This window comes from Alkalimonas sp. NCh-2 (genome assembly GCF_039631345.1).
In the GTDB taxonomy this organism is placed as follows: Bacteria; Pseudomonadota; Gammaproteobacteria; order Enterobacterales; family Alteromonadaceae; genus Alkalimonas; species Alkalimonas mucilaginosa.
In genome coordinates this window covers 68,462-91,674 of record NZ_JBDIUV010000006.1, presented here as the reverse complement: position 1 = coordinate 91,674, position 23,213 = coordinate 68,462, and the positions used below count along the sequence as shown (strand labels likewise).

General features: G+C 48.7%; 17 protein-coding genes. 12 read left to right on the top strand and 5 right to left on the bottom strand.

From position 1 onward, the window contains the following. Window positions 1-81 precede the first annotated feature (81 nt). Window positions 82-2,574, bottom strand: a complete 2,493-nt coding sequence (locus ABC502_RS14825) for a S8 family serine peptidase (RefSeq protein WP_345916436.1) — start codon at window positions 2,572-2,574, stop codon at window positions 82-84. A gap of 293 nt (window positions 2,575-2,867) precedes the next feature. Here ABC502_RS14825 and ABC502_RS14820 point away from each other — a divergent pair, with 293 nt between their 5' ends. The 5 genes from ABC502_RS14820 (at window position 2,868) to ABC502_RS14800 (ending at window position 6,460) form a co-directional block, all read left to right on the top strand. Further along, window positions 2,868-3,269, top strand: a complete 402-nt coding sequence (locus tag ABC502_RS14820; protein WP_345916435.1) for a curlin subunit CsgB — start codon at window positions 2,868-2,870, stop codon at window positions 3,267-3,269. Between the two features lie 43 nt (window positions 3,270-3,312). Further along, complete coding sequence (locus tag ABC502_RS14815) at window positions 3,313-4,863, top strand: hypothetical protein (RefSeq protein WP_330087004.1); 1,551 nt, start codon at window positions 3,313-3,315, stop codon at window positions 4,861-4,863. Between the two features lie 104 nt (window positions 4,864-4,967). Continuing rightward, window positions 4,968-5,297, top strand: coding sequence for a curli production assembly/transport protein CsgE (locus ABC502_RS14810; RefSeq protein ID WP_330087003.1), 330 nt, complete (start codon window positions 4,968-4,970; stop codon window positions 5,295-5,297). Window positions 5,298-5,307: 10 nt separating this feature from the next. Next, complete coding sequence (locus ABC502_RS14805) at window positions 5,308-5,682, top strand: curli assembly protein CsgF (RefSeq protein ID WP_330087002.1); 375 nt, start codon at window positions 5,308-5,310, stop codon at window positions 5,680-5,682. A 1-nt stretch (window position 5,683) separates the two neighbouring features. Then, entirely contained in the window at window positions 5,684-6,460 is a 777-nt protein-coding gene (locus tag ABC502_RS14800; RefSeq protein WP_330087001.1) for a CsgG/HfaB family protein, read from the top strand. Here the strand turns inward: ABC502_RS14800 and ABC502_RS14795 are convergent. Continuing rightward, entirely contained in the window at window positions 6,457-7,125 is a 669-nt protein-coding gene (locus tag ABC502_RS14795) for a response regulator transcription factor (protein WP_345916434.1), read from the bottom strand. The two genes, ABC502_RS14800 and ABC502_RS14795, sit on opposite strands and share 4 nt — an antisense overlap. A gap of 185 nt (window positions 7,126-7,310) precedes the next feature. Between ABC502_RS14795 and ABC502_RS14790 the strand changes: the two genes are divergently transcribed. Together ABC502_RS14790 and ABC502_RS14785 are read left to right on the top strand one after the other, a co-directional pair. After that, window positions 7,311-7,781: a low molecular weight protein-tyrosine-phosphatase gene (locus ABC502_RS14790; RefSeq protein WP_330086999.1), complete on the top strand. Its 471-nt coding sequence runs from the start codon at window positions 7,311-7,313 to the stop codon at window positions 7,779-7,781. Window positions 7,782-7,914: 133 nt separating this feature from the next. Then, window positions 7,915-9,264, top strand: a complete 1,350-nt coding sequence (locus ABC502_RS14785; protein WP_330086998.1) for a 3-deoxy-7-phosphoheptulonate synthase class II — start codon at window positions 7,915-7,917, stop codon at window positions 9,262-9,264. Between the two features lie 53 nt (window positions 9,265-9,317). Here the strand turns inward: ABC502_RS14785 and ABC502_RS14780 are convergent, their stop codons facing one another. Next, complete coding sequence (locus tag ABC502_RS14780) at window positions 9,318-10,127, bottom strand: pyruvate, water dikinase regulatory protein (protein ID WP_330086997.1); 810 nt, start codon at window positions 10,125-10,127, stop codon at window positions 9,318-9,320. A gap of 144 nt (window positions 10,128-10,271) precedes the next feature. Here ABC502_RS14780 and ppsA point away from each other — a divergent pair, with 144 nt between their 5' ends. Both ppsA and ABC502_RS14770 read left to right on the top strand, forming a co-directional pair. After that, a complete protein-coding gene (ppsA, locus tag ABC502_RS14775; protein ID WP_330086996.1) occupies window positions 10,272-12,653 on the top strand; it encodes a phosphoenolpyruvate synthase in 2,382 nt (793 codons plus the stop codon). A 119-nt stretch (window positions 12,654-12,772) separates the two neighbouring features. Continuing rightward, window positions 12,773-14,314 (top strand): alanine/glycine:cation symporter family protein, encoded by a 1,542-nt coding sequence (locus tag ABC502_RS14770; protein WP_345916431.1) that lies wholly within the window; start codon window positions 12,773-12,775, stop codon window positions 14,312-14,314. Between the two features lie 48 nt (window positions 14,315-14,362). Here the strand turns inward: ABC502_RS14770 and ABC502_RS14765 are convergent, their stop codons facing one another. After that, entirely contained in the window at window positions 14,363-16,210 is a 1,848-nt protein-coding gene (locus tag ABC502_RS14765; protein WP_330086994.1) for an ABC transporter ATP-binding protein, read from the bottom strand. 110 nt (window positions 16,211-16,320) lie between these two features. Between ABC502_RS14765 and ribA the strand changes: the two genes are divergently transcribed. From ribA to ABC502_RS14750, 3 genes are all read left to right on the top strand, one after another. Continuing rightward, window positions 16,321-16,902, top strand: coding sequence for a GTP cyclohydrolase II (ribA, locus tag ABC502_RS14760; protein ID WP_330086993.1), 582 nt, complete (start codon window positions 16,321-16,323; stop codon window positions 16,900-16,902). A gap of 89 nt (window positions 16,903-16,991) precedes the next feature. Then, the gene (locus ABC502_RS14755) at window positions 16,992-20,033 is read left to right on the top strand and encodes an FAD-binding and (Fe-S)-binding domain-containing protein (protein WP_345916430.1); all 3,042 of its coding nucleotides are present in this window, start codon (window positions 16,992-16,994) and stop codon (window positions 20,031-20,033) included. A 98-nt stretch (window positions 20,034-20,131) separates the two neighbouring features. Further along, window positions 20,132-20,512: a hypothetical protein gene (locus tag ABC502_RS14750; protein WP_330086991.1), complete on the top strand. Its 381-nt coding sequence runs from the start codon at window positions 20,132-20,134 to the stop codon at window positions 20,510-20,512. Window positions 20,513-20,565: 53 nt separating this feature from the next. Here the strand turns inward: ABC502_RS14750 and ABC502_RS14745 are convergent, their stop codons facing one another. Continuing rightward, on the bottom strand, window positions 20,566-23,145 hold the full coding sequence (locus ABC502_RS14745; RefSeq protein ID WP_345916429.1) for a TonB-dependent receptor: 2,580 nt from the start codon (window positions 23,143-23,145) through the stop codon (window positions 20,566-20,568). Window positions 23,146-23,213 lie beyond the last annotated feature (68 nt).

Genomic DNA, 23,213 nt, shown 5'->3' with positions numbered 1-23,213 from the left:
GTGAAGTTAAGATAGCAAGTTAAAGCGCAATAAAAAAGGCGACCCTAAGGATCGCCTTTGATTTCATGGATTAATGGCTTATCAGAATTGTGCCACAATCTCTGCAGAGCATTGCTCCGTGTTTTCAGCACACAACTGGTACACGACCTGATCGGCTGAGGTATTGAAGCGGTCACGATAACTGCCCTGATTCTCCAGCGTCGCTACTTTGCTGCCATTACGGTACAGATCAACCCGGCTTTCAGCACCAGACCAGCGTAAATCTACAATGCTTGAGCCGGTGCGGGCTTGCTGAGCGCGATGTACCCACAAATCAATAGAGCTGATTACATCGGCGACCGTTACTGTTTGGCTGGTGCTATCAGTCACACCATTCGTGTCAGCAACTGTCAGGGTGACATTGTAACTGCCGGCGGCACTGTAAAGGTGCGTGGGGCTTTGCTCGGTGGAACTGTTGCCATCACCAAAGCTCCAGTCCCAGCTCACAATGGCCTCATCCCCTTCTGCTGATTCATCGCTGAAGGTCACCATCAGACCAGATGCTGAATAACTGAAGGAAGCTTCTGGTGCTGTTGGATCCGGATCAACAATGCCACCATCAGGCAAAGCGGTCAGGGTCAGGTTCCAGCTATTCAGGGTGCCGGTATCCAGCGCAGCATTATCTGAGACAAATAGTGTCCAGTCACCTTGCATGGCTTCACCGTTGTAAGTATCCAACTGCCAGGTTTGAATGAGATCATCTGCACTGCCACCGGTGCGATTGTGCAGAGTATGCACAGTGCCTTCCGGAGAGGTCAGACGAACAATCAAATCACCACGCCAGGTATGGGTAATATTGACACCGACTTCGGTACCAAATACATGGCCAGATTCAGCTACAGAGATAATGCTTTCAATGCCGGCTGCATTGTTATCCGGAATGGCCACAGGCGTTGTATTCTCGTATGGGAAGTCCATCAAGCCTTGCGGAATGACCGTCAGATTAGCGGTTGTCTGCCGAACAATATCACCGCTGGCACTGTCTGTCGCCGTGATCAGGAACTGGTAAGCCCCCCATGGAGTCTCTTCATCGGTATCAACCAGTAAAGATACGGTATCGCCCGGGAAAGCCAAATCCGATGAGAAGCTCACGCCTGGTAACGCTGGTGTGGCATCGACAGACAACTGGATTTCATCGTTCCAACCAGCTACCGAGCTGAACTCGAGGCTGTAGCTGGCTTGCTCACCGGCTACAATTTCCAGATTACGCGGAGCCAGACTCATACGGAAACTTGGAGCAGGATCGGCCTCTTCGAGTGCACGAGCCACATTTAAGCGCTTACCTGATACAGTTCGACCATCTAGTGTTGGAAGAGTATCACCTGATTGCATCAGGATATCTTTCATTTCAAGTGCTGAAATGCTTGGATCCAATGACCAAACTAATGCCGCGGCTCCTGCTACATGTGGAGACGCCATTGAAGTGCCGTTAAAGGTGGAGTAACCAGCGCCTGGCACTGTGGATAAAATGGCTGAACCTGGTGCACCTAAATCAACACTTTCCAGGCCAAAGTTCGAAAAGCCAGACATATTATCATTGCGGTCAGTCGATGCGACTGAAACAATAATATCCGAGTCGTAGGCAGCCGGATACATCGGGAATTGATCGGCATCACGGCCATCGTTGCCGGAAGCGGCAATAAACAGAATACCTGCATCACCACCATCTTCAATGGCAAGCTTTAAGGCTTCAGAGAAACCACCGCCACCCCAGGAGTTGTTGGTTGCTTTTACGTCTACACCGTGATTAAGCTTCAAATCGGTGAAGTAGCTGATACACTCGATAGCACCAGCGGTGCTGCCGCCGGTGGGGCCTAGAAATTGGCATGGGATCAGGGTTACATTCCAGCTCACACCTACCACCCCAATACCATTGTCACCCACTGCACCAATGGTACCTGCGACATGAGTACCGTGACTGCCACTATCCATCGGGTCGCCACTGGCATTTAGGGTAGACCAACCGAACTGATGCCCAGGATAGCTGCCGTCATTTTCCCAGCGATTGGCAATTAAGTCCGGGTGGTTGTAATCCATGCCGCTGTCAATAACGCCTATGATGATATCGCGGCTGCCCGTTGTGATTTCCCAGGCTTCCAAAGCGCTGATATCAGCCCCTGGGGTACCGCCACTCTGGCCGGTATTGTGCAAACCCCATAACTCGTTAAAACGTGGATCGTCCGGAGAAAGTGGAGATGCCATGGATTGTACTATGTAGTTGGGCTCTGCCAGCTCAATAGCGGGGTGTTGACTTAATTTTTTAATCAGATGATCGCGCTGCACGCCGCTTGGTAAGCGGACTTTGGCAATGCGCCCATCGGCAACATGCTTCATGCGGATATCGCGGCCCTGTGCATCCAGCTCACGTAATGACACTCCGGAGTGACGCATAACCTGCTCACGTTCTGCTTTACCGACACCTGGTTTGAATACGACTAAGATGGAATCATCGGCTGCTTGCTGTGGTGCAGCCATTACACTTCCTGCGACCAGTGCTGCAGAAACAGCCATGGCCAGTTTTTTGAATTGTCGCATAGATGAGTACCTTAATTTTTCATTATAGTAAAAAAGCTGCGCTTTATTTAGCACTAGTAATCAATACCATAAATTAGAATTAAGAAATGGAATTCAGTATAAATTAGTACAAATGAACTAGTCTATTGGGAGGTGCAATTGTTACGGATGGTTATTTAAGATTATGTTTTTCATGGTTAATATTATTTAAGAATTAACTATATCTTGATTAAAAATAACTCTTTTATCCGATTGCGGCATATTAGAAATCTTATAGTTTAGATTTGTGTTTTCGCATTAACGGAAGGTGGGTTTTGTTTACAAATGCCAAGGTATTACTGGTGACCATGACACTGCTATTCAGTAGTGGATTACACGCAGAGTTTTCCCTAACGCTGACTTCACTACTTGAGCGGCAACAGCTTGGTAATCTGGCGGTTATTGAGCAGCAGGGGGCAAACAACAGTCTGCTGGTTGAGCAACTGGGTTATGCCAATGTCGCATTGCTGCACCAGGCAGGTTATCTGAACCAGTTGCAGCTTCGCCAGTTTGGTGTTGGAAATGAAGCCATCATTTCGCAGTTTGGTCAGTCAAACCAACTGGATGTATTGCAGCAAGGAAATTACAACCGAATTCAGATTGAGCAGTTTGGTGGTTCAGGTTTTAGTATTCAGCAAATTGGGAATCACGCTGAACTTGCCATTACACAGTACTGATTTTACAAGAGAAGTGACAATAATAAAGTATGGAGAACCTATAATGAGTTACAAAAATCCACGTAAACATATTCTGGGAATGGCTATCGCGCTGGCATTTACCGGTACAGCAATGGCAGATAACGAAGCGATCGTTGTGCAAACTTCGGTCGCGGGTGTATTGGAGGGGAATGAAGCTTTTGTTGAGCAAAGAGGCAGCATTAACCTGGCTATCGTTGATCAGGATGGTGCACTTAACAACACCGAACTAAATCAGGATGGTGTCTGGCATGAGGGGTATGCATTCAGTGCTGGTGAAGACAACTGGATCCGTATCGAACAATTAGATGATTGGCACATTGCTTTTGTAGATATTGACGGCAATGAAAACACTGCTACCGTTACTCAGAGTGGCTTCTGGAATGTGGCTGAAATCGCCATTACAGGTGATGTTAACGATGCGGCTGTTTTCCAGAATGGTGATCAAAATGAAGCGACCATTCTACTCAGTGGCGATGCAAATTTTGTCGAACTGCATCAGGACGGCGATGCGAACTGGACCAATGCTGGCTTTAACGGAAATAACAATGAGTTGTTCAGTGTTCAGGAAGGCAGCTTTAACGAATCAGGCATGTTTCAACTGACTGGTGATGGTAACCTCATGGAGGTTGCGCAGTTTGGTGATGGCAACGTTGGTGGTGTTGTGGGTGTGAATGGTGATAATAATACCTTCTATATTCAGCAGTCTGGTAATGACAACGCCTTTATTGCCTTTGATGTCAGTGGTGAGAATAACTTGGTTGATGTATACCAGAGTGGCTCACAGAACGTGTTCATCCTGGAACCATTGGCTGGCGTTGATAATACCATCTGGGTACAACAAGAAGGTGTGGGCAACGAAGTGGATGCGCCTATTGGGGTAACGGGTAATGATAACCTGGTTGATGTATGGCAGCAGGGGAGTGCAAACGTCGCTTTCTTCGCGACCTTTGGTGACAGCCATGATATCGAAATTTACCAGGATGGCAGTCAGAATGTCGGTGAAGTGGTTCTGGACGGCGGTATGAACCAGGCTTTTATTCACAGCGAAGGCGAGTTTAACTATGCTGGTGCTGCAGCTTTTGGCTACAACAACACCATTAGCATTGAACAATATGGTAGTGATAACTATGCGCTAGCAAATGTTGAGTTTGGTTTTGACAACGTCATTGACATCCATCAGGATGGCGTAGAAAACTTTGCTTATGTTGAATTTATGGGCGCTGACAATCAGTTTAGCATCGAGCAGTCAGGTGACTTTAATGAAGTGGTTGCCACTGGTGCCGGTATCTTGTTTGATCAACAATTTATGGCACAACAGCAAGGTGACTTTAACCTGATCGATGTGCTGCTAGCTGGCAGTGATAATGTGATGAACATTACACAAATCGGCGCAGGCAACTGGGTAACTGGTGATACAGGCCCTTCTTTTGTGCAAGGTGGTAATGCCGGTCTGGTATCTATTAGCCAACTAGGTAATGATAACCTGGTTATGGGCTCACAAATGGGGTCTGGTAATATGATGACAGTGACCCAGGTTGGTGATTTCAATACGGCTACCGTTATTCAGCATTAATCTGTTATTGAAGTAGAACAGGCGGCTTCGGCCGCCTTTATGCCCTTATGAAAATACTAATTTACCTGCTGTTGCTCGTTCTAACCTCACTTCCTGCAACAGTGATGTCCAGGGACATCACATTGGGGGGCCTGGTGCTCGACCGGACGGTTACTCGTTTTGGTAAAGATTTTGTCTTTTACTATTCGGGTTACTGGCGTGATATACCGGCAACAGACAATATTACTGTCGTTATCTATGAGCAGGTGTATCCTCAGGCCGGAACTGTATTGTGGGTTGAAATGAACGACAGAAAGATTTATCAGACCTACTTTGGCAGGCGCTACAACGATGTTAAAGAAACTGCTGAGCAGGCGGTGTTACAGAGTCTTACCGAGCTGGCCCGAATACAAGCAGATCGTATTCTCGGCGAATCAGCCGATGAATTTTTTTAAAGGAATGACCATGAAGTATAAGTTGTTATTCTTACCCTTTATCATGGGCGCGGCTCATGGTACTGAGTTGGTTTATACTCCGATTAACCCCAGCTTTGGCGGCAACCCGTTGAATGGTGCTTTTTTATTGCAAAAAGCGCAGATACATCAACCTGCCAGAGCGGAAAAAAACTTTGTCGATAAGTTCAGAGAAGCACTTGAGCGTAATATCATCAATACTCTAACGCGTCGTATTGCCGATGGTGATCTGGTGGATGGGGTGTATGATACAGGTGAGTTTTTGGTGGATGTTTCTACCGGCGCTGATGGCAGCATCCGGGTGCAGATCACCAACCAAATTACTGGTGAAATCACTATTTTAAGCATCCCGAGTATAGGTGGCTAATATGCATAAAATTATTGCCTTAGCCACAGTGCTGGTCCTTGCCGGTTGCTCGGCCATGCCAAAGCCCCGCTTTCATATTAGCCCTGCTGAAGTAGATAAACCCAGCAATCTGATGCAGCAATTATGGCAACAACCACGACCTCAGCATGCCATCCCGGTATCGGTCTATTCCTTTAGAGACCAGACAGGCCAGTATAAGCCGCAAGCCAACGTTTCAAGTTTCTCGACTGCTGTCACTCAAGGGGCAACCTCGATGCTGATGCAGATTTTGCTGGATACTGGTTGGTTTGCGCCACTGGAGCGTGAAGGGCTGCAAAACCTGCTGACTGAGCGTAAAATCCACGGCTCCAGCCGCACTGGACAGGATTTACCGCCATTACGTGAAGCCAGGTTGTTGTTTGAAGGGGGAATTATCAGCTATGAAACCAATTTAACCACAGGCGGTTTTGGGGTTGAGTATTTTGGTATTGGCGCTTCGGAACTGTTTCGTGAAGATCAGGTGACCGTCTATTTGCGCGCAGTGGATGTGCATACCGGCCAGGTTTTGTTATCAGTATCTGCTACCAAAAAAGTCTTTTCGCATGAAATGCGGGCGGGGTTGTTCCGTTACGTTGCCGTTGATCGGCTGGCTGAAATGGAAACCGGCTTTTCTACCAATGAGCCTGTGCAGTTTTCTGTGCGCCAGGCTATGGAAACTGCCGTTGCTGACTTAATTGAGAAAGGGGTGCAGCGCGGCTTCTGGCGGGCAGGTACGTCAGAAAGTGCCAATGCCATCTAATGGGTTAAAGATAAGGATTGCACCGGGTTTGATTGCTGTATCCAACGCAGTAACTCAACCCGGTTTCTGGACTTGGTTTTGCGAAAAATAGAAGATAAATGAGCTTTGACTGTGTGGGCACTAATATTGAGAGTCAAAGCTATTTCTTTATTGCGCGATCCCTCGGCAACTAAATGAATGATGCGCTTTTCCTGTCGGGTAAGTAATTGAACGGCTGTCAGAGCATCCGCATTAAACCCTTGCTTGAATCGTTGTTGTAAAACTTCATCCACCATGGCGGACATAACAGCTCGTGGGAAGTACAGTTCACCGGCCATCATAGCTTTTAGAGCGGTTAAAACCCTATCAAGTTGTTCATCCCGGTAGATAAGCCCCCGAATACCAATATTCAGCGCAAAGTTAGGGTCTGCAAAACTACGCTCTACCTGATAAAGAAACAGAGACCCTTTAGACATACCCTGAACCAGATCGTCCGGGATGCCTCGTTTACCCAACTGTCGGCCAACGAATGGGTAGGCAATTAATGCGTTGCCAGGAAACATTTTCTGTTCAAACTCTTGTCTGCCAACTTGTTCTACTTTCAGGTGGATAGAGTCGGCAAGTAAAGAAAGGTTGGATGTTTGCTCTCGGTCGGTAACAACAATTAGCCGGTGAAATGAGTCCATGCGCGATCCTTTTGAGTGGCTAGGCCAAAGATACTATTATTTACACATAGTATTAACCTTTTGTATGTGCGATTGCAAGCCTTGCCATCGAGCAGGCATCTTCGGTATAGGTCATTCAGTTCAAGCATATTGTTAAAGCCTGGCTCATGGTAAAATGCTGCTGGTTTTGATGGGGTTAGAGTCGGATGATTAAAGTACTTTTTGTTTGCCTTGGCAATATTTGCCGCTCACCAACTGCGCACGCGGTTTTTCGCCAGATGGCTCAGCTGCAAAAGCTGCCGGTCGAGGTCGAATCGGCAGGGACCAGCGCTTATCACCAGGGCGCTGCACCAGATAACAGAAGCCTTGCTGTTGGTAAGGAGCGAGGTTACAACTTCAGCGGGATCCGCTCACGACCAGTGAAAGATGCTGATTTTGCTTATTATGATTTTATTTTTGCCATGGATCTGCAAAACCTGGCTGATCTCCAGCGACGCTGTCCTGAACAGTACCAGCATAAACTGCAACTTTTTTTGCACCGACACCCGGATTTTGCGCAGTGCAAAGAAGTGCCTGATCCATACTATGGCGGAAGTCGTGGTTTTGAGCGGGTATTGGATCTTATTGAGCAGGGTAGCAAGGCTTTACTGGCGGAAATGGCGCCACGTCAGCGCTAATTTTGGTAATTTTATTACTAAAACAATCTGGAATAGCATATAGACAGTTTATTTAGCCGTAAAGATTGCTTTTCATCGGTAATAAATTTACTTTGTAACCAGTGATTCGAAGTCAAGCAATGAGGATAAGCACGTGAGTTTATGGACGCCGCAAAGCTGGAGGAATTTCCCTATTCAGCAGCAGCCAAAGTATCAGGATCAAGCCCTGGTGGCACAAATAGAGCAGCAATTGCAGAAGTACCCGCCTTTAGTTTTCGCACAGGAAACGCGGGATTTGTTTAGCCAGTTGGCGCAAGTTGCCAATGGCGAAGCTTTTTTGTTGCAGGGCGGTGATTGTGCGGAAAGCTTTGCTGATTTTCATGCCCCTAAAATTCGCGATACCTTCAAAGTATTACTGCAAATGGCGGTGGTACTGACTTTCGCTGGCCGCAGTCCGGTCGTGAAAGTGGCCCGGATGGCAGGGCAGTATGCCAAGCCGCGTTCAAGTGATCTGGAAACCATAGATGGGGTTAGCTTACCCAGTTACCGTGGGGATATCATTAATGCTTCCGAGTTTACTGCCGAAGCCCGCAGGCCAGACCCGAACCGGCTGGTGACTGCTTACCACCACTCGGCAGCTTCGCTGAATTTGCTACGTGCTTTTGCACAAGGGGGCCTGGCCGACTTGCATCAGGTCAACCGCTGGAATATGAGTTTTGTTGAGAGCAACCCACTGAAAGAGCGCTATCAGGATATTTCGCAGCGCATTCAGGAAGCTCTGCGCTTTATGGAAGTCTGTGGCATTACTTCACAAACAGCACCATCCATTCGTGAAACGCAGCTTTATACCTCGCATGAAGCTTTACTGTTAAATTACGAAGAAGCTTTAACGCGCCGGGATTCACTGACTGGTGACTGGTACGATTGCTCTGCCCATATGGTATGGATAGGTGAGCGAACCCGGCAGTTGGATCACGCTCATATTGAGTTTTTCCGTGGTATTCATAACCCGGTAGGGGTGAAAGTTGGCCCTGGCATTGATGGTGATGAACTAATTCGCTTAATTGATGCGCTGAACCCGGACAATAAGGCCGGTCGATTGACGCTGATTACCCGGATGGGAGCTGATAATCTGGCTGAAAAGCTGCCGCAGTTGGTACGCCGCGTGCAAAGCGAAGGCCGAAAGGTGGTTTGGAGCTCCGATCCAATGCATGGCAACACGGTCAAAGCCAGTAATAACTACAAAACCCGTGATTTCGAAGCTATTTTACGTGAAATACGGCAGTTTTTTGCGGTGCATCAGGCTGAAGGGACTCATGCTGGTGGTATTCATCTGGAAATGACCGGTGAGCATGTCACGGAGTGTACCGGTGGCGCCTATGGCTTGAGTGAGCAAGACTTAGCGCAGCGTTACTTTACGCAATGCGATCCCCGCCTGAACTCTGATCAGGTGCTGGAACTGGCATTTTTAATTGCCGACAGTTTACGCAACGGTTCGGTGTAAGCTCTACCGCATTGCTTGCAAAAAATATCAGCTCTGGCACATGCCAGAGCTTTTTAATGCCGGTGCCGCTTCAAGCCGGTAATGGCCAGAATTTTAGCCGCCATCTCTTCAATGGATAATTGCGATGAGTTTAAAAAAGGGATTTGCTCTCGTCGATACAGTTGTTCCACTTCATTAAGTTCCAGCCGACATTGAGCCAGTGAAGCATACCGACTATTTGCCCGGCGCTGTTGGCGAATATCACTCAAGCGTTCCGCACTGATGGTTAAGCCAAATAGTTTATTTTTGTTACGCTTTAGCACATCAGGCAATGTTAACCTATCCATGTCTTCGTCGACAAAAGGGTAGTTTGCTGCTTTGATGCCATACTGCAGCGCCAGATACAGGCTGGTTGGTGTTTTTCCAGAGCGGCTGACGCCGACCAGAATAAGATCTGCTTTATCAAAATCTTTCATATTGGCGCCATCATCATTCGCCAGCGCGTAATTCACAGCATCAATTCGATAGTCGTAGGTTTTCTCGTGCATGCTGTGGGTACGATGAGTTTTGGGGACCGGCTCCATACCGAGCTCTTTTTGTAGCGAGGGGACAAAGGTGTCCAGAAAGTCGTAACAGACTCCTTCACTGCCATGGATCACATCACGCAGAGCCTCATCCACAAATGTCTGAAATACCAGTGGACGCTGACCGCTGGCGGCAAAGCGATCATTGATCACTATTTTCATTTGTTCGGCTTGAGCGACTGTTTCAATAAACGGAATAGTGACATGCTCAAACTCAGCGGGGAATAACGAGAGTAAAGCGTGACCAAAGACTTCGGATGTAATGGCGGTACCATCAGAAATATAAAATGCTGTGCGCACAAGAGCTCCTTACCAGGGTTTGTTATAGCCTATGACAAAAATGCTTTTTCTCAAGAGTTTATTTGCCTGCAGTCACAGTGTAAAATCAAAATGTAACTCATTATGTAAGTTTACAGTGCTCGCTACAAATCATGGAGAATCACAGTGCAAAACTACGTCAGTTGGTATCAGGACCTCGGCATGCAGGATGTTGGACAGGTCGGTGGTAAGAATGCGTCCTTAGGTGAAATGATCAGTAACCTGGCAGGAGCTGGGGTGCAGGTACCTGGTGGTTTTGCGACCACTGCCGATGCCTTTAACGAGTTTCTTGAGCAAAGTGGTTTGAATGAACGTATTTATCAGCGTCTGGAAAGCCTGAATATTGACGACGTGCAGGCATTAGCAGCTGCTGGTGCAGAAATTCGACAATGGATTATCGAGACTCCTTTTCATGCGGCTTTTGAGCAAGCGATTCAAACTGCGTACCTGCAGTTGCACCCTGATACAGGCCAGGATCTGTCGTTTGCGGTGCGCTCGTCGGCTACTGCTGAGGACATGCCGGATGCGTCTTTTGCCGGTCAGCAGGAAACCTTTCTTAATGTACGTGGTTACGATGCGGTCATAGTGGCTATTAAGCATGTGTTTGCATCACTCTTCAATGACCGGGCTATTTCTTACCGGGTGCATCAGGGGTATGACCATCGTGGAGTAGCCTTATCGGCCGGCATTCAGCGCATGGTTCGTTCAGATTGCGCCTCCTCCGGAGTGATGTTTACCCTGGACACCGAGTCTGGTTTTGAGGATGTGGTTTTTATTACCTCCTCCTTTGGTTTGGGAGAAATGGTAGTGCAGGGGGCTGTCAACCCGGATGAGTTTTATGTGCACAAGCCAACCTTGGCTGCAGGACGCCCTGCCGTGGTAAAACGCAATCTGGGTAGTAAACTGGTACAAATGGTGTATTCCAGCGAGCAAGGGCATGGCAAACAAGTGCTGGTGGAGGATGTCCCTGCGGAGCAACGCCGACGCTTTTCTCTGACGGATGCCGAGATAGAACAACTGGCGCATCAGGCCATGATCATAGAGCGTCATTATCAGCGGCCGATGGATATTGAGTGGGCGAAAGATGGCATTGATGGCCAGCTGTATATTGTGCAGGCCCGTCCTGAAACCGTGAAAAGCCGTGAGGATCAAACCCGGCTGGAGCGTTTTCAGTTGAATGAAACCGGACCTGTGCTGGTTGAGGGGCGTGCCATTGGTCAACGCATTGGCTCGGGTGTGGCCCGGGTATTGGATGGCATCCATCAAATGGATCAGATCCAGCCAGGCGATGTGCTGGTCACAGATATGACGGATCCGGATTGGGAGCCCATTATGAAACGGGCTGCAGCTATTGTGACCAACCGTGGCGGTCGTACCTGCCATGCTGCTATTATTGCCCGTGAGTTGGGTATTCCTGCTGTCGTGGGCTGTGGCGATGCTACGGTGAAGATTCAGGATGGTGCTGAAGTAACAATCTCCTGCGCTGAAGGTGATACCGGATTTGTGTACCAAGGCTTGCTGGATCACAAGTTGGTGAGTACCAGTGTCGATAGCATGCCAGAGCTGGCAATGAAAGTGATGATGAACGTTGGTAACCCGGAGCGGGCTTTTGCGTTTTCACGTTTGCCCAATGCCGGGGTTGGCCTGGCACGCCTTGAGTTTATCATTAACCGTATGATAGGGGTGCATCCCAAGGCGCTGCTCAATTATCAGCAACAAGATAGTGAAGTAAAGGCCAGCATTGATCAGCTTATGGCTGGTTACAGTAGCCCAACGGAGTTTTATATTGCTAAGCTGACTGAGGGGATTGCCACGCTGGCTTGCGCCTTTGCACCGCAGAAAGTCATAGTACGGATGTCGGATTTTAAATCCAACGAGTATGCGAACCTGATTGGTGGCCGACGTTATGAACCGCATGAAGAAAATCCGATGATTGGCTTTCGTGGCGCTTCACGCTATATCTCGGCAGATTTTCGTGATTGTTTTGCGCTGGAAGTTGAAGCTCTGAAGCGGGTACGCAATCAGATGGGCTTTACCAATGTAGAAGTCATGATCCCTTTTGTCCGCACATTGGAAGAAGCGAAAGCGGTCACTGAACTATTGGCGGCCCATGGCTTGAAACGCGGCGACAATGGCCTGCGTTTGATTATGATGTGTGAACTTCCATCCAATGCTTTGCTGGCGAAAGAGTTTTTACAATACTTTGATGGCTTCTCCATTGGCTCCAATGATTTAACGCAGCTTACATTGGGGTTGGATAGGGACAGTGGCCTGATTGCACACTTGTTTGATGAGCGAAACCCTGCCATTAAACAGCTGTTGTCTATGGCGATCCGGGCTTGTAAAGCCGAAGGCAAGTACGTTGGTATTTGCGGTCAGGGGCCGTCCGATCACGATGACTTCGCCGCCTGGCTGATGGAAGAGGGTATTGACAGTGTTTCGTTAAATCCGGATACCGTGGTTGAAACCTGGCTGTATCTGGCAGATAAGTACGGTACCACAGCTTAATCACTCAATTCAGGGCGCCAGCGGCGCCCTGAAACTGTCAGCCTCTGGTACAAACCTTGGTTCTGTGGCAGAGTACCGCTTCCGTACAATAAAAAAATCAGTGTTTTCAGGGGAACCTCATGGAAGCTTTTGTTAGCTCAGTCAATGGCATTATCTGGAGTGATGCCTTGATTTATTTGTGTCTTGGCGCCGGATTGTTTTATTCCATCCTGACCCGTTTTGCACAGGTCCGTCACTTTAAAGAAATGTGTAAGTTGCTGTTTAGCGGCAATGCCTCCTCCAAAGGCATTTCTTCCTTTCAGGCGTTGGCTGTGTCGCTATCCGGCCGGGTTGGGGTCGGTAACATTGCCGGTGTTGCTGCAGCTATCGGCTTTGGCGGTCCTGGTGCCATTTTCTGGATGTGGGTGGTGGCTTTTCTGGGGGCCAGTACTGCTTATGCGGAATCCACCCTGGGTCAAATCTACAAAGTAGAAGAAGATGGCCAGTATCGCGGTGGTCCGGCTTATTATTTCGAGCGTTGCTTAGGGCAAAAGTGGCTGGCGATCCTGTTTGCTATTTCGGCCATTATCGCGTGCGGGGTGTTCTTACCAGGGGTTCAGGCCAATGCGGTTGGTAATGCCTTCACCCAGGTCTTTGGCGATGGCAATATGGTGGTGACCAGTTTTGGTGAAGTTGGCACCAATAAATTGGTTGCGTTGGCGGTGATCCTGATTGTGCTGGCCTTTATCATCTTTGGGGGCATTAAGCGCATCGCTAACTTTACTCAAATCGTGGTGCCATTTATGGCGCTAGGTTACATTGTGATGGCCTTGATTATCGTGTTCTTAAACATAGATAAAGTGCCGGGTATTTTTGCGCTGATTATTACCGATGCTTTCACTGCTCAGGCTGGCTTTGGTGCTGCCATTGGTTGGGGGGTGAAGCGAGGTATTTACTCGAACGAAGCAGGTCAGGGCACAGGGCCACATGCGGCATCTGCTGCAGAGGTGGATCATCCGGCGCAGCAAGGCCTGGTACAGGCCTTTTCGGTCTATGTCGATACCTTGTTTGTTTGTACTGCTACGGCGCTGATGATTCTTATCACCCAGCAATACAATGTAGTGGGTGAGCTGACCGATGGCAGCTTCATCGTGCAGAATATTGATGCGGCCACAGAAATTGGCTCACCTGCGTTCACTCAAATGGCGCTGTTTAGTGTGTTTGGCAACTTTGGCCAGGGCTTTGTTGGTGTTGCCTTGTTCTTCTTTGCCTTTACCACCATTTTGGCTTATTACTACATTGCAGAAACCAATGTGGCCTACTTAAACCGCTATTTTAAATTCAATATCCCGCTGGTGTTAGTGAAAATTGTGATTATGGCGATGGTGTCCTACGGCATGGTCAATGCTGCCGGCTATATCTGGGACATTGGCGATATCGGCGTTGGTTTAATGGCCTGGATCAATATTGTCGGTATTCTGGCCATTTTCTTTGTCGCCAAGCCTGCCATCCTTTGCCTGCGTGATTATGAGGAGCAGCAAAAAGCCGGTGGTGATATCACCTTTGATCCGGTGAAGTTGGGCATTAAAAATGCAACCTTCTGGGAAAAGCGCTTGGCGAAGCAGCAACAGTCGGCAGCAACCCAGCCGGAGCAGTCCAATGGAAAAACGGTTGAATCGTAAGTCTTAGTGCTTCAAAAAAGCCTCTGCTGGTCAGAGGCTTTTTTTTACTTATTCCACACCAATAAAGCCACCGGTTTGATGCGCCCAAAGCTGGGCATAGATACCTTGGCTGGCAACTAGTTCTGCATGAGTACCTTGTTCTACAATACGGCCTTGATCCAATACGATCAGTCTATCCATCGCCGCTATGGTAGATAAACGGTGGGCGATAGCAATCACTGTTTTACCATCCATCAACTTATTAAGGCTGGCCTGAATGGCTGCCTCTACCTCAGAGTCCAGCGCCGACGTTGCCTCATCCAAAATCAGGATCGGGGCGTTCTTTAGCAATACCCGGGCGATGGCAATGCGCTGACGCTGACCTCCGGATAGCTTCACACCGCGCTCACCAACCTGCGCATCGAGGCCATGGTTCCCTTTTGGATCGGTCAGATCCTGAATAAAATCGATGGCTTCAGCTTGTTCTGCTGCCAACAATAGCTCTTGCTCGGTAGCATCAGGTTTACCATAGCTGATGTTGTCGCGGACAGAGCGGTGCAACAACGAAGTATCCTGGGTTACCATGGCAATGTGTTGGCGCAGACTTTCCTGACTTACGCTGCTGATATCCTGACCATCGATCAGGATCTGGCCAGATTCGACGTCGTAAAATCGCAGCAGCAGATTGACTAAGGTGGACTTACCTGCACCAGAGCGGCCAACCAAGCCAACTTTTTCACCTGGCTTGATGCTCAGGTTCAGTTGATTCAGAACCGCTGCTTTATCGTTGTCTGTGCTGACTTTGCCATAATTAAAACACACCTGCTTAAATTCAATCTGGCCTTTTGTGACCAGCAAAGGGCTGGCGTTGGCCTTATCCACTACACTGGCAGGTTGTGATAGGGTGGCGATGCCATCGGCAACGGTACCAATGTTTTCAAACAAGCTACTTACTTCCCACATAATCCATTGCGCCATGCCGTTTAGTCGCAGCGCCAAACTCACAGCGATGGCAATAGCGCCGATGGAAATAGCGCTCAGGCTCCATAGCCAAAGTGCCAGCGCAGCAATGCAAAACACCAGCAGGTAATTTAAGCTTTGCACCGAAACATTCAACCAGGTAGCGAGACGCATTTGTTGATACACGGGCTTTAGAAAGATCCCCATGCTGTCTTTGGCATAGCTTTCCTCTCGTTGTGTATGAGAAAACAGTTTCACGGTGGCAATATTGGTGTAACTGTCAACAATACGGCCAGTCATTTCTGAGCGCGCATCTGCCTGTCGGCTGGCGACATCTTTCAAGCGAGGGACAAAGTAGAACTGCAACCCAATGTAACAGGCTAGCCATAACAGCATTGGCAGCATTAAGCGTGGATCGGCATCGGCGACGAAGTAGAGCATGGCACCAAAATAAACCAGCACATACACCATCACATTCAACAGTTTCATCACGGTTTCACGGACCGCTAAAGAGGTTTGCATGACTTTGGTGGCAATGCGCCCGGCAAAATCATTCTGATAAAAGCTGACACTCTGGCGCAGTAAGTAGCGATGCGATAGCCAGCGGATTGACATCGGGTAATTGCCAAGCAGTGTTTGATGCACCACAGCAGAGTGTAAAAATGCAATCAGTGGTAACAGCAAAACAGTTACTAAAGCCATCCAAAGCAGGGTGGTGCTTTCATCGGTAAAAAAGGTCTCCGGATCCTTTTCTACCAGCCAGTCCACCAGCTGTCCCATAAAACTAAACAGCATCACTTCCAACAGGGCTGACAGAGCCGATAACAGGGCCATTACCACTAAGGATGGCTCCATTCCCCGGGTATAATGGCGGCAAAATGCAACCATGCCTTTTGGTGGTTGTTCGGGCTCGCGTAGAGGGAAAGGGCGGGTGAGACGTTCGAACCATCCAAGCATTGGGCAACTCTCTTTGCAGAAACAGGCCGGCTATTTTAACGCATGAATAGGTAAAAGTGTGGAGGGCTGTGATAATATAGCGGCGATTTTTGTCTGTGCCGAGAGCTGAAATGACCCTGAAACTGGTTGCGTCCACCCTTTTACCTACTCCTTTTGCTGATTTTCAACTGCATGGTTTTACAGCGCCTGATGGCAAAGAACATGTCGCTTTAACATTGGGGGATGTGTCGACGGCTGAGCCGGTATTAGCCAGAGTACACTCAGAGTGCCTGACCGGTGATGCGCTTTTTAGTTTGCGCTGCGATTGCGGACCTCAATTGGAAGCCGCGATGCAAAAAATTGCCAACGAAGGCCGCGGCGCTATTTTGTATTTGCGTCAGGAAGGGCGCGGCATTGGCCTTATTAATAAAATCCGTGCTTACGCCGAGCAGGATAAGGGGTTGGATACCGTCGAAGCCAATGAAATTCTTGGTTTTTTACCGGATATGCGTGAGTACGATATTGCGGCAGAGATGCTGCAATTGCTTCATATCAAGCAATTGCGTCTACTCACCAACAATCCACGCAAGTTAAAAGCTTTGCAGGAAGCTGGCGTGAATATTTTAGAACGGGTACAGCATCGGGTGAAAACTACCGCCCACAGCCATCGTTACCTTGCAACTAAGGCTGCCAAAATGGGGCATATGCCTTAACAGGCTGATTGCAGCGTTTCAAGTGTTAATAAATACCGGCAGATGATGGTATACTATCGCCCTCTGTCGGACCAAATAACGCAATCATCATGATCCCAAGTCTCGCCCCTGATGCTGCTCTGGATGCCAGTGTTCTGGCATTTTGCCAAGCCTTACGAACAGCCGGTTTTGCTGGCGATATTGAAACAAGTTATGGTAGCCGCCTGGCGGTAGCCACCGATAACAGCGTTTATCAGGCATTGCCGCAAGCAGTGCTACTGCCAAAGCACCAGGATGATGTGGTGTTGCTAACCAGTTTGGCACAAACCTCCAGTTTTCGGCATTTAAAGTTCAGCCCTCGCGGCGGTGGCACCGGCACCAACGGGCAATCACTGACCGAGCATCTGGTGGTGGACCTATCACGGCATATGCGTGGTATTTTGGAAATTAATACCGAGCAGCGTTGGGTGCGGGTGCAAAGCGGTGTGATTAAAGATCAGCTGAATGCTTTCTTAAAACCCTATGGTTTTTTCTTTGCACCGGATTTATCCACCTCAAACCGTGCCACCATCGGTGGTATGATCAATACCGATGCCTCAGGTCAAGGTTCTTTGGTCTACGGCAAGACCAGCGATCATACGCTTTCGCTCACGACCGTATTAATGGACGCAACGGTACTGAAAACTGAGAAAGAGTCAGTGGCAGAGGCTGAAGTCAAAGCGCAGCAAGCTGGCTCTATAGGTCAGATTTATCGCCAGGTATTACAAAGTTGCCGTGATTTCCGACCGCAGATCCTGCAAACCTTTCCGCGATTAAACCGCTTTTTAACCGGCTATGATTTAGAGCATGTGTTCAATGATGATTTAACTGAATTTGATTTGTCCAGGCTAATTACCGGTTCGGAAGGATCGCTGGGCTTTGTGACCGAAGCCAAACTGTCGATTACGCCTATTGCCCGCCATAAATGCTTGGTTAATATCAAGTACGATAGCTTTGAGAGTGCGTTGCGTAATGCGCCTTTTCTGGTAGCTGCGCAAGCTACCTCGGTTGAAACAGTCGACAGCAAAGTGCTGGATCTGGCCCGCAATGATATCATCTGGCAACAGGTACAAGCGTTGATCACCGATGTGCCAGGCCTGCAAATGCAAGGTCTGAATATGGTGGAGTACAACAGCGAAGACCAAGCCGATATCGAGCAAAAAATTGCTGATTTGACTGCCCGGTTGGATGAGGCAATTGCCAAGCGCCAGCATGGCATTATTGGTTATCAACTTACGTACGATACAGCGGCGATTGGCCATATTTATGCCATGCGTAAAAAAGCCGTTGGTTTATTGGGCAATACTAAGGGAACACAAAAACCCATTGCCTTTGCTGAAGATACGGCAGTTCCCCCCGAGAAACTGGCAGACTTTATTATGGAGTTTCGTCAGTTGCTGGATAGCCATGGCTTACATTACGGCATGTTTGGCCATGTGGATGCCGGCGTGTTGCATGTGCGGCCGGCACTCGATCTGTGCGATCCTGAGCAGGAAAGGCTGATGCGCACCATTTCCGACCAGGTGGTAGCCCTAACGGCTAAATACGGTGGTTTGATGTGGGGAGAGCATGGGAAAGGCTATCGCAGTGAGTATGGTCCTGAATTCTTTGGTGAGGAACTCTTTACCGAGTTACGGAAAATCAAAGCCGTCTTTGACCCGTACAACAGGGTAAATCCAGGCAAAATTTGTACACCTTATCAAAGTGCTGATGCTTTGGTCAGTGTGGATGGTGTAAAGCGTGCATGGTTTGATAAGCAAATCCCGTTGCAGGTAAAACAGAGCTTTGACAGCAGTCTGAACTGCAACGGCAATGGCTTGTGTTTTAACTACGAAGCCAACTCCCCCATGTGTCCATCCAGTAAAATAACCAAAGACCGCCGTCATAGCCCGAAAGGCAGAGCCGGCTTAATGCGCGAGTGGCTGCGCCTCGCTGAGCATCAAGGGGTGGATGTACTGGCGGTAGAGCAGCGGTTACAAACTGAAGGAGCTGGGTTTGGCGGTTTGTGGCAGCGTATCCGCAACAGCTGGGCACACAAACAAGGCGAGCAGGATTTCTCTCACGAAGTAAAAGAAGCGATGGAGGGTTGTTTGGCCTGTAAAGCTTGTGCCAGCCAATGCCCTATCAATGTGGATGTGCCTTCGTTCCGCGCCCGGTTTTTGCAGCTGTACCACAGCCGTTATCTAAGGCCGGCGAAAGACTATGTTGTTGGCAATATTGAGCGCACAGCACCGCTGCTCGCAAAAATGCCCCGGGTAGTCAATTTCTGCCTGCAACAATCCTGGTTACAGCGGCTGCTTGGTCATACGCTTGGCTATGTTGATACGCCTTTACTGTCTATGCCAACACTGGCTGAGCGGGTTCAACAGCGGTATCGGTTTGATCTAGCAACACTGGCCCAGGCAACCGATGCTGAGCGTCAGCAAATGGTGTTGCTGGTGCAGGATCCCTTTACCAGCTTTTATGAAGCTGAACTGGTTGAAGATGCGCTAAAACTGTTGGAAAAGCTGGGTAAAAAACCGATGCTATTGCCATTTTTACCCAATGGCAAGCCACAGCATGTGAAAGGCTTTCTGCGTGATTTTGTCAAAACCGCCAGCAAAGCATCGCAGTTTTTACAGCAACTGCATCAGTACCAGGTTCCGATGCTGGGGCTGGATGCATCTCTGGTGCTGGTGTACCGTGATGAGTACCGCAAATTGCTGGGTGATAAGCGTGGTGACTACGAAGTAGCCTTATTTCATGAGTGGTTAGCAAGTCAGGATCTGCCCAAGACCACTGGTGGTGGTGACTTTGCATTGCTGGCGCACTGCACCGAGAAAACAGCATTGCCAGCCAGCGAGAAAAACTGGCAACAGATCTTTGCCAAAGCAGGTTTGACGCTCAAAGCGGTCAGTGTAGGCTGTTGTGGCATGGCTGGAACTTATGGCCATGAACGGCAGAACCTGGAGCACAGCAAAGCACTCTTTGCCATGAGCTGGCAGTCGCCGGTGGAGCACTATGGCACGGAGCGTATTCTGGTGACAGGTTTTTCCTGCCGTAGTCAGGTAAAACGACTGGTTGGGGATAAGCCCAAGCATCCGCTGCAGCAACTGTTGCATGCCTTGAGTTAAAGGGCCTGCTGGTTTTTTGTACAAAAAATGGTTCTGCAGTATACTTAAGAAGTCCATGATGAAACAGCCTGTGCTCGCTGTGTCAAGAAGGGGGCTTTATGATCAATGCTGCCAACAATGTCAGTTCTGCTGCTTTTGCTGAATTGAAGCAACAAATGGCGCTGCGCATTGCCGACCAGGCTGAGCGCGAAGCTGAGCAGCTAAAATCGCAAGCGGATGAAAAGCGCAAAGAAGCCCGCGAAATGGCGCAAACTGCCCGCGAGTTGCAGTTGGAGTCTGGCCAGGCGCAAAGTCGTGCGAATCTGGTGCGCGCCAGTTTGCCGCCTACCGAGCTGTTTGAGCGGCTCGATCAGCAATTCCGTGGGATTTCGCTGCCGTCAGAAACAGCCGATGATAGCCAGCAACAAGTGCCAACAGAGCGGCCAAGCATCAATATCTTTGGTGAAGCAACCGGTACTACCATTGACATCAGTGTTTAATGGCATTAAAAAAAGCCTCCGCAGAGGCTTTTTGTTATTAAGAAAATCAGCAATCAGAAACTATAACGACCACGCAAGTACCAAAAGCCGCCATTGATGCCCATGGGGGAGGTTTCATAGTACTTACCACCAAGGAAATCCTGCGGGAAACCAGTATCTGTATAGTCCACACGCTCTGGCTTGGTGTCGAACAGGTTTTGCGCACCAACAGCTACAGAAAATGCATCATTGATGGCATAGTTTACTTCCAAATCAAAGGTGACTTTGGAGGATGCCTGCTTGGCAATGGTATCAAAATGAACACCCTGGTAGCTGCCATAGTAGTTAGAGCGCAAAAACATCGAAATGTCATTCCACTCTTGGCTCCAGGTTAGTGTGGCGCGCTGTTTTGGCAAATCTTTTTCCAGTCGCGATACTTTAAAAGCACCGGTTATATCGGAAAAGCGAGTCACTTCAGTTTTATTCCAGTTGTAGGCCAGGCTGAAGGTTGAGCGCCCACTCAAGAGTGCTGTACCATAATTCATGACGATGTCTAAGCCGGTGGTTCGGGTTGAGAAGTCATTGGTATAGAAGTTTAATTGTGAAAGCCCTTCAACCCCTTTAAAGCCAAGATCACGCAACCGTTGACGCTCAGTATCATCTATATTGATGGTAGCCGATTGGCTGAGACGATCATCAATATCAATGCGGTAGGCATCTGCCGTCATAAAGAAGCTATTACCAGAGTATACCAAGCCTAAAGTATAACTTTTGGATGTCTCTGGTGTTAACTCGGTTGCTCCATACAGTTGAGCAACCGGGTTACTAGGTGCCAGCAAGGCAATATCGACCAGATTGCCTGCATCATCAGTAGCGGTTCTGAAAGTACTGATATTGGCCTGTCCAACAGTTGGTGCCCGGAAACCTGTGCTGGTCGATGCGCGGATGGCAAAGTCATCGGTCAGTCGGTATTGGCCAGTCAGTTTGAAATTTGTGGTGGTGCCAAAGGTTTCATAATCTTCATGGCGTAATGCAAAGCCAGCCAACAGATGCTCAGTGACCTCAGCTTCCACATCCAGATAAGCTGCCCAATGACGCCTTACAAAAACACCTGCTGCATCTGGGCTAAAACCGGGATAACCGTTGGAGCCAATGAAGTCGAGGCCTTGCTCAACATAAGGGCCGACTTCCCAGGAGGCCGTTTCGCCGGCAACAATCTCGAAACTCTCTTCAGACCATTGCAAACCACCAGCAACCGCCAAATCTTCGTACAAGCCTACTGGTACAAAACGGTAAAAATCAGCGTTAAAGTGCTTTTCCAATTGGATGTAACGACCTGGGTCGAATTCAGTAGGGGAATCAGGCCCTAAGGTTGAGTTAACTGTATTGATAATTTTAAAGCCGGCTTCACTGCGCCCCACAGTGGCACTGAAGTCGTACATGGTGCCAGCTAAGAAACCAGACTGAAATTCACCTTTGGTTCCGCCCACCAGGGAGGTATCGGTAATATTACCGCCAAAACTTGGGGTAAAACCGCCCGGAAACCAGGAAAAAAACGTAAAACAATGTGCGGGTAAGGCTTGCACTTGTGCATTGACAACAGAAAAGGTTGGATCGGCTAACGAAACAACTGGGCAGTCCCCTTGACTGAAATCTGTGTTCGCTACAATCAGTGTTTGACCACCGTCATTTGAAAAAACCTGAGATCGGGTGTAGGGATCGCGAAAGTAAAAACCACCCATAACATCACGTTCAGAGTAATTGCCAAACAAGTAAGCCTCTCTGCCATTACCAAGATCTAAACCGGCATTAGCAAAAATGGCAATGTCATCGCTGATTTTAGGTGAGCCCCATACCTGAACCGGTTGATCGATGGAAATATTGGGGTTGCCATAGGCTACCTGGTTCACAGCACTTGCGTGCTGGGTGCTACGACTGGTTGCATCGGATGCTTTGTACTGAGCGCTGATATTAAAAAAGCCTGCATCAGTTAATGGCAGACCAATATTGGCATTGATTTCATTGCTGGTACCATCCCCAGCGTAAAACTCGCCACGACGAACTTCGATGTGACCGCCTTCATCGCGGTCATTCAGCACAAAGTTGACTACACCGGCAATGGCATCGGAACCATATTGAGCTGCAGCACCATCGCGCAGAATTTCAACTTGTTTGATGGCTGCACCTGGAATGGCGGAAATATCCGGCCCCTGTGCACCATCGTTTAAGCCACCACCTAACATGGTGATGACGGCAGAGCGATGACGTCGCTTGCCATTGACCAGAATCAGGGTGCTATCTGAAGACAAACCACGAAGATTCAAGGGGCGGATTAAGGTGGCAGCATCACTGATAGGGTGTGAGTGTACGTTCATCGAAGGCACTGTGGCTGTCATCATATTCAGCATATCGGTGCTGCCACTTTTCATTAGTTCATCACCACCGATGATATCTACCGGTACCGGTGAATCAGCCACCGAGCGAGGCGCCGAGCGGCTACCTACCACAGCAATACGCTCGACACGCTCTTGTGCTGCAGCTTGGGTCTGTTCCTCTGTGTTTGCCCACACAGGCGCTGTCAGAGCCAGTGTGGTGACACCGGCAATGGCACAGCGAATACAGGTCGATAAACGACTATAATTCTTTGTTTGCATAGTTGTTCTTCCTGGTTTCTATTATAATTTATACTACTTTGGGCTTATTGTTATTCTTCCCGAATTCA